The 14,397-nt window shown below is 56.1% G+C and carries 15 protein-coding genes; 10 read left to right on the forward strand and 5 right to left on the reverse strand.

All coding sequences use genetic code 11. The annotated features are described in order from the left end of the window. Positions 1 to 333: 333 nt before the first annotated feature. Complete coding sequence (locus tag O1721_RS22795; protein ID WP_032649476.1) at positions 334 to 1,545, forward strand: MFS transporter; 1,212 nt, start codon at positions 334 to 336, stop codon at positions 1,543 to 1,545. Between the two features lie 3 nt (positions 1,546 to 1,548). Here O1721_RS22795 and speB read toward each other — a convergent pair whose 3' ends face one another. The 4 genes from speB to O1721_RS22815 form a co-directional block, all read right to left on the reverse strand. Further along, on the reverse strand, positions 1,549 to 2,469 hold the full coding sequence (gene speB / locus O1721_RS22800) for an agmatinase (protein WP_017382921.1): 921 nt from the start codon (positions 2,467 to 2,469) through the stop codon (positions 1,549 to 1,551). Positions 2,470 to 2,755: 286 nt separating this feature from the next. Further along, entirely contained in the window at positions 2,756 to 4,732 is a 1,977-nt protein-coding gene (gene speA, locus O1721_RS22805; protein WP_017382922.1) for a biosynthetic arginine decarboxylase, read from the reverse strand. Between the two features lie 8 nt (positions 4,733 to 4,740). Then, a complete protein-coding gene (gene yqgB, locus O1721_RS22810) occupies positions 4,741 to 4,872 on the reverse strand; it encodes an acid stress response protein YqgB (protein WP_057979949.1) in 132 nt (43 codons plus the stop codon). Between the two features lie 94 nt (positions 4,873 to 4,966). Next, positions 4,967 to 5,107 (reverse strand): hypothetical protein, encoded by a 141-nt coding sequence (locus tag O1721_RS22815; protein WP_418235904.1) that lies wholly within the window; start codon positions 5,105 to 5,107, stop codon positions 4,967 to 4,969. A gap of 425 nt (positions 5,108 to 5,532) precedes the next feature. Here O1721_RS22815 and metK point away from each other — a divergent pair, with 425 nt between their 5' ends. The 8 genes from metK (at position 5,533) to ruvX (ending at position 12,672) form a co-directional block, all read left to right on the forward strand. Next, complete coding sequence (metK, locus tag O1721_RS22820) at positions 5,533 to 6,687, forward strand: methionine adenosyltransferase (RefSeq protein ID WP_003860037.1); 1,155 nt, start codon at positions 5,533 to 5,535, stop codon at positions 6,685 to 6,687. A gap of 416 nt (positions 6,688 to 7,103) precedes the next feature. Continuing rightward, positions 7,104 to 8,501 carry a galactose/proton symporter gene (galP, locus tag O1721_RS22825; RefSeq protein ID WP_015571832.1) on the forward strand — a complete coding sequence of 466 codons (1,398 nt, stop codon included), beginning with the start codon at positions 7,104 to 7,106 and terminating at the stop codon, positions 8,499 to 8,501. A gap of 58 nt (positions 8,502 to 8,559) precedes the next feature. Next, positions 8,560 to 9,057 (forward strand): SprT family zinc-dependent metalloprotease, encoded by a 498-nt coding sequence (locus O1721_RS22830; protein WP_032649479.1) that lies wholly within the window; start codon positions 8,560 to 8,562, stop codon positions 9,055 to 9,057. Between the two features lie 94 nt (positions 9,058 to 9,151). Next, a complete protein-coding gene (endA, locus tag O1721_RS22835; RefSeq protein WP_003860034.1) occupies positions 9,152 to 9,859 on the forward strand; it encodes a deoxyribonuclease I in 708 nt (235 codons plus the stop codon). Between the two features lie 51 nt (positions 9,860 to 9,910). Then, positions 9,911 to 10,642 carry a 16S rRNA (uracil(1498)-N(3))-methyltransferase gene (rsmE, locus tag O1721_RS22840; protein ID WP_017692692.1) on the forward strand — a complete coding sequence of 244 codons (732 nt, stop codon included), beginning with the start codon at positions 9,911 to 9,913 and terminating at the stop codon, positions 10,640 to 10,642. A 31-nt stretch (positions 10,643 to 10,673) separates the two neighbouring features. Then, complete coding sequence (gene gshB / locus O1721_RS22845) at positions 10,674 to 11,621, forward strand: glutathione synthase (protein WP_015571835.1); 948 nt, start codon at positions 10,674 to 10,676, stop codon at positions 11,619 to 11,621. 74 nt (positions 11,622 to 11,695) lie between these two features. Beyond that, positions 11,696 to 12,256 carry a YqgE/AlgH family protein gene (locus O1721_RS22850; protein ID WP_006811924.1) on the forward strand — a complete coding sequence of 187 codons (561 nt, stop codon included), beginning with the start codon at positions 11,696 to 11,698 and terminating at the stop codon, positions 12,254 to 12,256. Further along, positions 12,256 to 12,672: a Holliday junction resolvase RuvX gene (gene ruvX, locus O1721_RS22855; RefSeq protein WP_006811925.1), complete on the forward strand. Its 417-nt coding sequence runs from the start codon at positions 12,256 to 12,258 to the stop codon at positions 12,670 to 12,672. The genes O1721_RS22850 and ruvX overlap by 1 nt, the downstream gene beginning before the upstream one ends. Positions 12,673 to 12,681: 9 nt before the next feature. Here the strand turns inward: ruvX and O1721_RS22860 are convergent, their stop codons facing one another. Next, entirely contained in the window at positions 12,682 to 13,662 is a 981-nt protein-coding gene (locus tag O1721_RS22860) for a type IV pilus twitching motility protein PilT (protein WP_017692691.1), read from the reverse strand. Positions 13,663 to 13,679: 17 nt separating this feature from the next. Between O1721_RS22860 and O1721_RS22865 the strand changes: the two genes are divergently transcribed. Beyond that, entirely contained in the window at positions 13,680 to 14,381 is a 702-nt protein-coding gene (locus tag O1721_RS22865; protein WP_032649482.1) for a YggS family pyridoxal phosphate-dependent enzyme, read from the forward strand. The last annotated feature ends 16 nt before the right edge of the window (positions 14,382 to 14,397 follow it).

The following is a 14,397-nucleotide window of genomic DNA, read 5'->3' on the forward strand; positions in this document are numbered from 1 at the left end:
CAAGCGACAATGTGACGAATTTGTTAATCGATCGGCAATTAATTAACTAAGTGTGCAAGGGATCACGAAAAAATGCAGCGATATGAAATTTTCATTATTGCAGCGTGAGAAATACGTTTTTTTAATGGTCCCTTATTTTGAATAAAACAGATTGACTTCTTTTCTTTTTACTCTCTAAAAATAAATGAACGTTACCTCTATAGCGTTTCACCTGTGAAACGAATTTTTAATTTATCTTTAATAAACAAAGAGTTTCACAGGTGAACCATTTTAGTTCCGTGACAATCACATTGATGAAAAATATAAGTTACAAAAAAACGTAAGGCGGACATGATGACGGCAAGATGGCAAGGCACGATTGCGCTTTTATTACTCATTATTATTTCCTACGTCGATCGGGTAAATATCTCGGTAATGATTTTAAACCCGGAATTTGCCGAACATTTTCAGTTAAATGAAAACAGAATGTTACAGGGTCTGCTCATGACCTGCTTTCTGCTGGGTTATGGTTTTTCCGCTTTATTATTAACGCCGGTTATTGAAAGCAAACTTCATTATCGGCAGGGATTATTAAGCAGCATTGCGATTTGGGCCGCGGTTTGCGCGGTTTCGCCTTTGCTTGGCTCGCTGACGGGAATGCTCATCGCCCGCGTGATTCTGGGGATCGCGGAGGGTCCGCTATTTTCGCTGAAAACGCGCTTTATCAGCGATAACTTTAGCGCGCAAGAGATCGGCAAACCCAACGCCGTGACCGCACTGGGCGTCTCGCTCGGGCTGGCCGTGGGCTTTCCGCTGGTGACCTGGCTGATGTCGCATCTGGGCTGGGCCGGATCGTTTTATGCACTGGCGGCAATCAACCTTCTCCTCGGCGGCGGCTTAATCTGGCGTTTTCTGCCCGCGCCGCGCAAGCTCCCGACCGCGAAAAAACCGGGGTTTGTCCACACCTTCACGCTGGCCTGGCAGACGCCGCTGCTGGGCTGGATCATGGTGGTTGAAATCGCCACCCTGAGCTATCTCTGGGGGAGCAGCGCCTGGCTACCCGCGTGGCTGCGTGACGAGCATCACTTTTCGCTGCATGCCACGGGCTGGCTTGCGGCGATCCCCTTCCTGCTCAGCCTGGGGTCAAAGTTTCTGGGCGGCGTGCTGCTCGACAAAATGCGTCCGGAACAGGCACCGGTGCTGTTTGTGGTGGGCGGGGCGATGACGGCGCTGTCGGTGGTGGCGCTGATGCTCAGCCATCAGCCTGCCTGGCTGGCGCTGTTTATGCTTTTGGCTAACGTCTTCTGGGGGCTTCAGGGGGCGGCTATTCCGGCGGTGATCCAGCATCACGCCGCGCGGGAAGCGGTGGGTAGCGCTTACGGCATAATCAATGGGATCGGCAATATCTGCGCGGCGTTTATTCCGCTGCTGATGGGGATGGTGATGAGATCGGTGGGGTCGGTCAGTTCAGGCTTTTCGGTGCTGGTCGTCTCGCAGGTTGTCACCCTGCTTGCCGGGGGAATGTTGCTGCTGCGCATGCGGCGCGCAGCAGCAATCAGCGCGTAAGGCTTATTCGCCTTTTTTCGCCGCCTGGATGTAGAGCATTTCCAGCGCCAGGGTCGCCGCGGCCAGCGCGGTGATCTCGGACTGGTCATAGGCCGGAGCTACTTCCACCACGTCCATCCCGACGATGTTCAGATCCTTCAGGCCGCGCACCAGTTTGATGGCGCGGTCTGACGTCAGGCCGCCGATCACCGGCGTACCGGTACCCGGAGCGAATGCCGGATCCAGGCAGTCGATATCGAAGGTCAGATAGACAGGCATGTCGCCGACGATCTGCTTAACCTGAGCCAGAATATCGTCCACGCCGCGATCGTTCACCTGGCCCGCGTCGAGTACGGTGAAGCCGTTGTCTTTGTCGAACTCGGTGCGGATGCCGATCTGCACGGAGTGGTTCGGATCGATCAGGCCTTCTTTCGGCGCGGTATAGAACATGGTGCCGTGGTCAAATTCACAGCCGTTCGCGTAGGTGTCGGTGTGCGCATCGAAGTGCACCAGCGCCATTTTACCGAAGTGCTTCGCGTGGGCGCGCAGCAGCGGCAGGGTCACGAAGTGGTCACCGCCGAAGGAGAGCATGCGTTTACCGGCCGCCAGCAGCTTCTCGGCGTGCGCCTGCAATTTTTCGCTCATTTCACGCGCGTCACCGAAGGCGTACACCAGATCGCCGCAGTCCACCACGTTCAGGCGCTCGCGCATGTCGAAGTTCCACGGGAAGCGGTTGTGCTCCCAGGCCAGGTTGGTGGAAACCTGACGGATCGCCGCCGGGCCATGACGTCCACCCGCGCGACCGGACGTTGCCATGTCGAACGGTACGCCGGTGATCACCCAGTCCGCATCGCTGTCGTACGGCTGGAAGTTCATCGGAAGGCGTAAAAAACCAAACGCGTTAGATACCAGAGAGTTATCGTACTGATGACCTAAAGTGCTCATGTCCTGACCTCTTATAAAGTCGATACATTAAAAACAGATGAAAAAAAATCCCCTCCGCGTCGTTAAACCCGACGAGGAAGGGATTGATTCGTAAATCGCATATTGGGGCGAATTATCGCCGTTAATTCATACGGGTTCAAGTGAGTATAGCATTCTGCCGGATGGCGGCTTCGCCTTCTCCGGCCTACATTCGTAGGCCCGGTAAGCGCAGCGCCACCGGGCATCGGCGGCACAGCGGCCTGATGCCCTCACCCCGCCCCTCTCCCACAGGGAGAGGGAGGTTTTCTTACTCGTCTTCCAGATACGTATACCCGTACAGACCCGCTTCAAACTCTTCCAGGAACTGCTGCTGCAAGGCATCGTCCAGACCGGTGTTTTTCACCTGATCGCGGAACTGGGTGAGCAGTTTTTTCGGATCCAGCTGAACGTATTCGAGCATGTCCGCCACGGTGTCCCCTTCGTCGGACAGCTCAACCTCCACGCTGCCGTCAGGGAAGACAAACACGTCAACCGCTTCGGTATCACCGAACAGGTTGTGCATGTTGCCGAGGATCTCCTGATACGCACCCACCATAAAGAAGCCCAGCATTGGCGGGTTCTCCGGATCGTACTCCGGCATTGGCATCGTCGTTGCGATACCGTCGCCGTCGACGTAGTGGTCAATTGCGCCGTCGGAGTCACAGGTGATGTCCAGCAGCACGGCGCGGCGTTCCGGGGCGTGGTTCAGCCCTTCCAGCGGCAGAACCGGGAACAGCTGGTCGATACCCCAGGCATCCGGCATCGACTGGAACAGGGAGAAGTTGACGTACATTTTGTCCGCCATACGCTCCTGCAACTCGTCGATAATCGGACGGTGCGCGCGGTTGCTCGGGTCGAGCTGTTTCTGCACTTCGTGGCACATATTCAGATAGAGCTGCTCGGCCCACGCGCGCTCTTGCAGGCTGAAGGTGCCTGACGAGTAGCCGACGTGAATATCGTGCAGGTCCATCTGGCTGTCGTGCAGCCATTCGCGCAGGGAACGACGCGTGCCCGGCTCGTGCATCTCCTGCCAGGTTTCCCACATGCTTTGCAGGGAACGTGGGGCATCGTCTGCCGGAGGCGTGGCTTCGGTGATTTCGCTACGCTCAACGCCAATGATGTTAGAGACCAGTACCGTATGGTGCGCGGTGACCGCGCGGCCGGATTCGGTGATCACCGTCGGGTGCGGCAGGCCGTGCTCTTCGCAGGCATCGCCAATCGCCCAGATGATGTTGTTGGCATATTCGTTCAGGCCATAGTTTACCGAGCAGTCAGACTGCGAGCGGGTCCCTTCGTAGTCCACGCCCAGGCCGCCGCCCACGTCAAAGCACTGAATATTCACGCCGAGCTTATGCAGCTCAACGTAGAAACGCGCGGATTCACGCACACCAGTGGCGATGTCGCGAATATTGGCCATCTGCGAGCCGAGGTGGAAGTGCAGCAGCTGAATGCTGTCCAGACGACCGCGCTCGCGCAGAATTTCCACCAGCTGAAGCACCTGGTTCGCCGCGAGGCCGAACTTGGATTTTTCACCGCCGGAAGACTGCCATTTACCGGAACCCTGCGACGCCAGTCGCGCACGCACGCCAAGGCGTGGGATCACGTTCAGACGCTCGGCCTCTTCCAGCACGATCGCGATTTCGGTCATCTTCTCGATCACCAGATAGACCTTGTGGCCCATCTTCTCGCCAATCAGCGCCAGACGAATGTATTCGCGGTCTTTATAGCCGTTACAGACGATCACCGACCGGGTCATGCCCGCATGCGCCAGAACCGCCATCAGCTCCGCTTTAGAGCCTGCTTCCAGGCCCAGCGGCTCGCCGGAGTGGATCAGGGATTCAATCACGCGACGGTGCTGGTTGACCTTGATCGGGTAAACGAGGAAATAGTCGCCGTTATAACCATACGATTCCCGCGCGCGTTTGAACGCGGCGTTAATAGAACGCAGGCGATGTTGCAGGATCTGCGGGAAGCAGAACAGTGCAGGCAAGCGCTGACCCTGCGCTTCACGGGTTTTCACCAGTTTAGCGAGATCCACGCGCGCTTCCGGGACGTCCGGATCCGGGCAGACACTGATGTGGCCCAGCTCGTTAACGTCGTAGTAGTTATTGCCCCACCAGGCAATATTGTAAGTGCGCAGCATCTTGCTGGCTTCCTGGGAGCTCATCGCAACCTCCTGCATAGAACGTAGTACACCCTGTTCGCCTGCTGACGAAGGCGAAAGCGAAGACATGTCGTCAGACATAGCGAACCTCAACTCTTTGTATTAAGTGTAAAACAGTTGACTACTATCGCAGCGTTATACGGCGATAACAACCCATTAACGGCTCCATTTCCCAGCAGAGTATGCTGAAATCCAGACCGTGCGACCGGTTTCTTATTCATATCATTGTAAAACACGTATCCGAACTCTGTATGACAAGGTTCGGCGAAACCACGAGAAAACTCCTGTATTAACAAGAGCGCCCTTGTTCAGTTTTCACAAAGCGTGACCGGCTCTGGAATCCTGAGAAGCACCGAGATGGGTATAACATCGGCAGGTGTTTAGACCAGAAGTGCGGGTGGGAATCAAATGCGCGCCAGAACGGCTGCGCTGAATGAGCGGAAAACGATGGTTCATTATCTGGTATCACCTCCACGGCCGCCTCTGCTGAAACGGACCACAAGCCAAAGCTAAAAGTTCACTGCTTAACCCGGCTGGAAGTGGCGACACGATGTGTTCATCGAGCGCTTATTTTATATGAGCCGCGCGCCGCGTTTTATACCGAGAAGGTCGCTAAAAAGCAAAACAAAAATGCGCAGGTTGCCAGCGTCGTCAGGAAAAATTTCCAGCCGTGTTTTCAACGCAGTGAGAGGTGAGTCAAAAAAAACTGGAAATCGGGTGAAGAAGTGACCTAAAATAGACGTCCAGATGTTAATCCATCCATACCGATTAACACTCAGACTGCCAGTGTCAAAATCCTGTAGGCCTTGGTAGAATTATCTCCTATGGCTATTCCACACAGCAGCTTGAGCTAACCAAATTCCTCTTAGGTGAAATAAAACATGGCAAAACACCTGTTTACGTCCGAGTCCGTATCAGAAGGACATCCTGATAAAATTGCTGACCAAATCTCCGATGCGGTGCTGGATGCGATCCTGGCGCAGGATCCAAAGGCGCGCGTAGCATGTGAAACCTATGTCAAAACCGGCATGGTTCTGGTTGGCGGTGAGATCACCACCAGCGCATGGGTTGATATCGAAGAGATCACCCGTAACACGGTGCGTGAGATTGGCTATGTACATTCTGATATGGGCTTTGATGCCAACTCCTGCGCCGTACTGAGCGCGATTGGCAAACAGTCTCCGGATATCAACCAGGGCGTTGACCGTGCCGATCCGCTGGAACAGGGCGCGGGTGACCAGGGCCTGATGTTCGGCTACGCAACCAACGAAACCGACGTGCTGATGCCAGCGCCGGTAACCTACGCCCATCGTCTGGTGCAGCGTCAGGCTGAAGTGCGTAAAAACGGCACCCTGCCGTGGCTGCGTCCGGATGCGAAAAGCCAGGTGACCTTCCAGTATGACGACGGGAAAATCGTCGGTATCGATGCAGTGGTTCTTTCCACGCAGCATGCTGAAGAGATTGACCAGAAATCCCTGCAAGAAGCGGTGATGGAAGAGATCATCAAGCCGGTTCTGCCAACTGAATGGCTGAGCTCTGCGACCAAATTCTTCATCAACCCAACCGGACGCTTTGTTATCGGCGGCCCAATGGGTGACTGCGGTCTGACCGGTCGTAAAATCATCGTAGATACCTACGGCGGCATGGCACGTCACGGCGGCGGCGCATTCTCCGGTAAAGATCCGTCTAAAGTTGACCGTTCTGCGGCGTACGCTGCACGTTATGTGGCGAAAAACATCGTTGCTGCCGGTCTGGCTGACCGCTGTGAGATCCAGGTTTCCTACGCCATCGGCGTGGCTGAGCCAACCTCCATCATGGTGGAAACCTTCGGGACTGAAAAAGTGCCTTCTGAACAGCTGACCCTGCTGGTGCGTGAGTTCTTCGACCTGCGTCCATACGGTCTGATTCAGATGCTGGATCTGCTGCACCCAATCTACCAGGAAACCGCAGCGTACGGTCACTTTGGCCGCGAACATTTCCCATGGGAAAAAACCGACAAAGCCGCCCTGCTGCGTGATGCTGCCGGTCTGAAATAATCGACTGCCAGTAGCTTAAACAGGCCAGCCTTTGTGCTGGCCTTTTTTATGTCGGGTGGCGGCTATGCCTTACCCGACCTACGGGTAGTGAGTTTTTGTAGGCCGGGTAAGGCGCAGCCGCCACCCGGCAATGTTTGGAACCGTTTACACCTCACTCTCTATACCCCGCTTTCAGAATATTCTCTTTGCATGATCGCATTTCTTCTGCTGTTACATTCCCTTTCAGTTAAGTCTGAAATTTGTGCAAACGCGATGCACATCAATTAATTTACCTCTATATTTTCAAAGCTTTAATTATTTTTACGGTTACAAGCCAGTGTAACCGATTACACCATTGTGATTTGACTCACATATTTTTATGAGCCGCTCACCTACTCTTAATATCGTAAAAACTGATAACCCAACTGGAGGGCATAATGCCTGACAATAATAAACAGGGGCGTACGTCCAATAAGGCAATGACGTTCTTCGTCTGCTTCCTCGCCGCTCTGGCAGGATTACTCTTTGGCCTGGATATTGGCGTAATTGCCGGTGCATTACCTTTCATCACCGATGAGTTCCAGATTAGCGCACACACTCAGGAATGGGTGGTTAGCTCCATGATGTTCGGTGCCGCCGTCGGCGCGGTCGGCAGCGGCTGGCTCTCCTTTAAGCTCGGGCGTAAAAAGAGCCTGATGATCGGCGCGATCCTGTTCGTTGCCGGCTCACTGTTCTCTGCCGCTGCGCCTAACGTTGAAGTGCTGATCATCTCCCGCGTGCTGCTCGGTCTGGCAGTGGGCGTGGCGTCTTATACTGCCCCGCTGTACCTGTCTGAAATCGCTCCGGAAAAAATCCGCGGCAGCATGATTTCCATGTATCAGCTGATGATCACCATCGGTATTCTGGGGGCTTATCTCTCGGATACCGCATTCAGCTACAGCGGCGCATGGCGCTGGATGCTGGGCGTAATCATCATTCCTGCCATCCTGCTGCTGATTGGCGTCTTCTTCCTGCCGGACAGTCCACGCTGGTTCGCCGCCAAACGCCGCTTCCATGATGCCGAACGCGTGCTCTTACGCCTGCGTGATACCAGCGCCGAAGCCAAAAACGAGCTGGAAGAGATCCGCGAAAGCCTGAAGGTCAAACAGTCCGGCTGGGCGCTGTTTAAAGAGAACAGCAACTTCCGTCGCGCGGTGTTCCTCGGTGTGCTGTTACAGATCATGCAACAGTTCACCGGGATGAACGTCATCATGTATTACGCGCCGAAAATCTTCGAACTGGCGGGCTACACCAACACCACCGAGCAGATGTGGGGCACCGTGATCGTCGGCCTGACCAACGTGCTGGCGACCTTTATCGCTATCGGTCTGGTGGACCGCTGGGGACGTAAGCCAACCCTGACGCTGGGCTTCCTGGTGATGGCCGTCGGGATGGGCGTGCTGGGTACCATGATGCACATGGGCATTCATTCCCCAACGGCACAGTACTTCGCCGTGGCGATGCTGCTGATGTTTATCATTGGGTTTGCGATGAGCGCCGGTCCGCTGATTTGGGTGCTGTGCTCTGAGATCCAGCCGTTGAAAGGGCGTGATTTTGGCATCACCTGCTCTACCGCAACCAACTGGATTGCCAACATGATCGTCGGCGCAACGTTCCTGACCATGCTCAATACCCTGGGTAACGCCAATACCTTCTGGGTCTACGCCGGTCTGAACCTGTTCTTTATCGTTCTCACTATCTGGCTGGTTCCTGAAACCAAACATGTTTCACTGGAACACATTGAACGTAACCTGATGAAAGGTCGTCCTCTGCGCGAAATCGGCGCACACGACTGATCCTCCTGCGGGAGGCGCCTCTTGCGCCTCCCCGCTTCCCGCTTTATGCTCTGCCCCTATGAAAGCTCCCCGTCTCCCCATCGCCATTCAGCAAGCCGTCATGCGCAGCCTGCGGGAAAAACTCGCCCAGGCCAACCTGAAGCTCGGCCGCAATTATCCTGAACCGAAGCTGGTCTATCAGCAGCGTGGCACCGCGGCAGGCACCGCCTGGCTGGAATCGTATGAGATCCGCCTGAATCCGGTACTGATGATGGAAAACCAGCAGGCGTTTATCGACGAAGTGGTGCCGCACGAGCTGGCGCACCTGCTGGTGTGGAAACACTTTGGCCGCGTCACGCCGCACGGCAAAGAGTGGAAATGGATGATGGAGGCGGTGCTCGGGGTTCCGGCTCGCCGCACCCATCAGTTCGAGCTGGAATCGGTACGCCGCAATACCTTCCCCTACCGCTGCCAGTGTCAGCAGCACCAGCTTACCGTCCGCCGCCATAACCGCGTGGTGCGCGGCGAGGCGACCTATCGCTGCGTTAAATGCGGCGAACCGCTGGTTGCGGAATAATCACTCGAACTTTCAGGAACTTTCCTGATCTGACTGATTGCATACGGGAACAACATTCGTTACGTTGCGGGCTCGTTTTGACACGGAGTGTAAGATGTCCCGTAATGTTTCTCTCGCGGTCGCTTTTCTGGCGACAGCGCTCTCCGGCCATGCTCTGGCCGACGGTATTCACAGTTTCTCTCAGGCAAAAACCGCGGGCGTAAAGATTAACGCCGACGTACCGGGTGATTTCTACTGCGGCTGTAAAATTAACTGGCAGGGTAAGAAAGGGGTCGTGGATCTGGGATCCTGCGGCTATAAGGTGCGCAAGAACGAGAATCGCGCCAGCCGAATCGAATGGGAACACGTTGTTCCGGCCTGGCAGTTTGGCCACCAGCGCCAGTGCTGGCAGGACGGTGGACGTAAAAATTGCGCAAAAGATCCGGTCTACCGCCAGATGGAAAGCGATATGCACAACCTGCAACCCGCCGTGGGTGAGGTCAATGGCGACCGCGGAAACTTCATGTACAGCCAGTGGAACGGTGGCGAAGGCCAGTACGGTCAGTGCGCCATGAAGGTCGATTTCAAAGAGAAAGTCGCCGAACCGCCTGCCCGCGCGCGCGGCAGCATCGCCCGCACTTATTTCTATATGCGCGACCGCTACGATCTCAATCTTTCCCGCCAGCAGACGCAGCTCTTCAATGCCTGGGACAAGCTCTACCCGGTGACGGACTGGGAATGCCAGCGCGACGAACGTATCGCCAAAGTCCAGGGGAATCACAACCCTTACGTCCAGCGGGCTTGCCAGGCGCAAAAGAGCTAACCTACACTACGGCAATTCGCTTATATCGCATGACACATGGAATTTCTGACTATGCGCATCCCTCGCATCTATCACCCTGAACTGATTACCCCAGGCGGCGAAATCGCCCTGTCTGATGATGCCGCAAACCATGTAGGCCGCGTGCTGCGCATGGGTGCAGGCCAGGCGATTCAGCTCTTTGACGGCTCTAATCAGGTTTTCGACGCTGAAATTACGCGCGCCGATAAAAAAAGCGTGCACGTGAAGGTACTGCGTGGCGAGGTGGATGACCGGGAATCCCCGCTGCACATTCACCTGGGCCAGGTGATGTCGCGTGGGGAAAAGATGGAGTTCACCATTCAGAAATCCATTGAACTGGGTGTAAGCCTCATTACGCCACTTTTTTCTGAGCGCTGCGGCGTTAAACTGGATGCGGAACGTCTGAACAAAAAGATCCAGCAGTGGCAAAAAATTGCCATTGCGGCCTGCGAACAGAGCGGCCGCAACCGTATCCCGGAGATCCGCCCGGCGATGGATCTGGAGGACTGGTGTGCAGAAGAGGAAAGCGGGCTTAAGCTCAATCTTCATCCGCGCGCCAGCGCCAGCATCAATACGCTGCCGCTGCCCGTTGAGCGTGTACGCCTGCTGATTGGCCCGGAAGGCGGCCTGTCGGCTGACGAAATTGCCATGACGGCGCGTTACCAGTTTACTGATATTCTGTTGGGACCTCGCGTTCTGCGCACTGAGACAACGGCACTCACCGCCATTACCGCGCTACAGGTGCGATTTGGCGATCTGGGTTGAAGCAAAGCCTGACCCATAACCGGAGAAGAAGATGATTAAGCTCGGCATCGTGATGGACCCCATCGCAAACATTAACATCAAGAAAGACTCCAGCTTCGCTATGCTGCTGGAAGCGCAGCGTCGCGGCTATGAACTCCACTATATGGAGATGAACGATCTTTACCTGATCAACGGTGAAGCCCGCGCACGCACCCGCATCGTTAACGTCGAGCAGAACTACGAAAAATGGTACGAATTCGGTACCGAGCAGGATATTGCCCTGGCCGACCTTAACGTGATCCTGATGCGTAAAGATCCGCCGTTCGACACCGAATACATTTACGCCACCTATATCCTTGAGCGTGCCGAAGAGAAAGGAACGCTGATCGTCAACAAGCCGCAGAGCCTGCGCGACTGCAATGAGAAGCTCTATACCGCATGGTTCTCTGACCTGACGCCGGAAACGCTCGTCACCCGCAGCAAAACGCAGCTGAAAGAATTCTGGCAGAAGCACGGCGACATCATCATGAAGCCGCTGGACGGCATGGGTGGCGCGTCGATCTTCCGCGTGAAAGAGGGCGATCCGAACATTGGCGTGATTGCCGAAACGCTGACCGAGCTGGGAACCCGCTACTGCATGGCGCAGAACTATCTGCCAGCCATTAAAGACGGCGACAAGCGTGTGCTGGTCGTAGACGGCGAGCCGGTGCCTTACTGCCTGGCGCGTATCCCGCAGGGAGGGGAAACCCGTGGCAACCTGGCGGCTGGCGGCCGTGGCGAACCGCGTCCGTTAAGCGAAAGCGACTGGGAAATTGCCCGCCGCGTCGGCCCTACGCTGAAAGCCAAAGGCCTGATCTTCGTCGGCCTCGATATCATCGGCGATCGCCTGACCGAAGTGAACGTCACCAGCCCGACCTGCATTCGTGAAATCGAAGCGGAATTCCCGATCTCGATCACCGGAATGCTGATGGACGCTATCGAAAAACGTTTACAGAAATAACCTGTGACAGCGCCTGTGTTTATCCCCATACTGGGCGCTGTCGCTTTTTAAACCAGGAAACAGTACCTCTGACAATGAATTTACAGCATCACTTTCTTATTGCCATGCCTGCTCTCCAGGATCCGATTTTCCGCCGCTCCGTGGTCTATATTTGCGAATACAACGAAGACGGCGCGATGGGGATTATCATCAATAAGCCGCTGGAAAACCTCCAGGTGGAAGGCATTCTGGACAAGCTGAAAATCCCTGCTGAAGCGCGGCTGCCGGAAATCCGTCTCGATAAACCGGTGATGCTCGGCGGCCCGCTTGCAGAAGATCGTGGCTTTATCCTGCATACCCCGCCGGTTTTCTCGTCCAGCATTCGTATCTCCGATAACACCGTCGTCACCACCTCTCGCGACGTGCTTGAAACGCTAGGCACTGCCAGTCAGCCTTCTGAGGTGCTGGTTGCGCTCGGCTACGCCTCCTGGGAAAAAGGGCAGCTGGAACAAGAAATTCTGGACAACGCCTGGCTGACAGCCCCTGCGGATATGAATATCCTGTTTAAAACCCCTATCGCCGATCGCTGGCGTGACGCGGCAAAACTGATTGGCATTGATATTCTGACCATGCCTGGCGTTGCGGGGCATGCGTAATGAGCGGCACCCTTCTCGCCTTCGACTTCGGCACCAAAAGCATCGGCGTCGCTGTGGGTCAACGGATCACCGGCACCGCTCGCCCGCTCACGGCGCTGAAAGCTAACGACGGCACGCCGGACTGGAACCTTATTGAGCGCTTGCTCAAAGAGTGGCAGCCGGACGACGTGATTGTCGGCCTGCCGCTAAACATGGACGGCACCGAGCAACCGCTTACCGCCCGCGCGCGCAAGTTCGCGAACAAAATCCATGGCCGCTTTGGCGTCTCCGTTAAGCTGCACGATGAACGTTTGAGCACCGTCGAGGCACGCGCTGGCCTGTTCGAACACGGTGGCTTCCGGGCGCTGAACAAAGGCAGCGTGGATTCAGCTTCAGCCGTCATTATTCTCGAAAGCTATTTCGAACAGGGTTACTGAGCGCCGGGGCTACAGCCGCCCCTGCGCCCGTCGCTCCGCCAGACTCTGCTCAAAGTTCTGCATTCCCGCCTGCTGCCCCGTTTGAATAATGCCCGGCAGTTGCCAGGTTTTGCCTTCGCGGATCAGGTTTGCCGCCGCCGAGGTATTCACCAGTAGCTCATACAGCGCCACGCGCCCGCCCTGGACATCCTGACGTAGCTTCTGCGCCAGGACCGCACGCAGGCTTCCCGCCAGCTGATTACGCACCGGATCTTTCTCCTGCGCTGGAAAGGTGTCGACCAGGCGCTCGATCGCCTGCGCCGCGCCGCGCGTATGCAGCGTGGCTAACACCAGATGGCCGGTTTCCGCCGCCGTCAGCGCCAGGCGTATCGTCTCGCTGTCGCGCAGCTCACCAAGCAGAATCACATCCGGATCTTCACGCAGCGCGCTGCGCAGCGCCTCGGCAAAGGACGGGCTGTGCTGGCCTATCTCCCGCTGCTGGATCAGGCAACGTTCGCTCTGGTACATAAACTCCACCGGATCTTCCAGGGTCAGAATATGCCCGTCCGTCTGGTGATTGAGGAAATCGACCATCGCGGCCAGGGTGGTCGATTTCCCACTGCCGGTGGCGCCGGTGACCAGAATCAGGCCATTGTCATTGGACAGTAGTTCCGGGATCGCTCGCGGCACACCTAGCGCAGAGAGCTGCGGGCACGTCAGCGGCAACAGCCGCAGCGCAATCGAAACGCCGAGCATATGCTTAAACGCACTGCCGCGCAGCCGCTGACGGCCTGCGAGGGTAACGGCAAAATCCACTTGCCCGTTTGCCCACCATGCGCCCTGCTGTTCGTCGTTGAGCCACGCTTTTAATAACGCCTCCACATCCGGGGGCGGAAACGGCGCAGGTTCAAGACGGCCTGACCTGCGCCAGCGCGGTGGCGAATCACTGCACAGGTGTAGATCGGAGACGTTATGCTTTACACTAAGGGCCACAATTTCTTCCACATCCATAGACTACTCCTCGGAAAATGAACGACATTGCGCATAACCTGGCACAGGTCCGGGACAAAATCTCAGCCGCGGCAACGCGTTGCGGCCGTGCTTCAGAAGAAATTACGTTGCTTGCAGTCAGCAAAACTAAGCCTGCGAGCGCCATCGCAGAAGCGATAGCCGCCGGTCATCGTGCCTTTGGTGAAAACTATGTGCAGGAAGGCGTGGATAAAATTCGTGCTTTCCGGGAACGGGGAAATACAGACCTGCAATGGCACTTTATCGGTCCGCTACAGTCGAACAAAAGCCGTCTGGTAGCAGAGCACTTTGACTGGTGCCACACCATCGATCGTCTGCGCATCGCTACCCGTCTGAGCGACCAGCGCCCTATGGAGATGCCAGCGCTTAACGTGCTGATTCAAATCAACATCAGTGATGAAAACAGCAAGTCCGGCATTACGCTGGGCGAACTGGATGCGCTGGCGGCGGACGTGGCGGCGCTGCCGCGCTTAACCCTGCGCGGGCTGATGGCTATCCCGGCGCCAGAGTCAAGTTATGAAAGGCAGTTTGCCGTGGCACAGCAAATGGCTGTAGCATTTGAGGCGCTTAAGGCGCGCTATGACACGGTAGACACGCTTTCTCTGGGCATGTCGGACGATATGGAAGCCGCCATCGCGGCAGGCAGCACCATGGTGCGCATCGGCACGGCAATTTTCGGTGCGCGCGATTACCCCCAATAATAAGGAAACCTGAGGA

Source organism: Enterobacter cloacae complex sp. HYC033_NIDB (genome assembly GCF_056673335.1).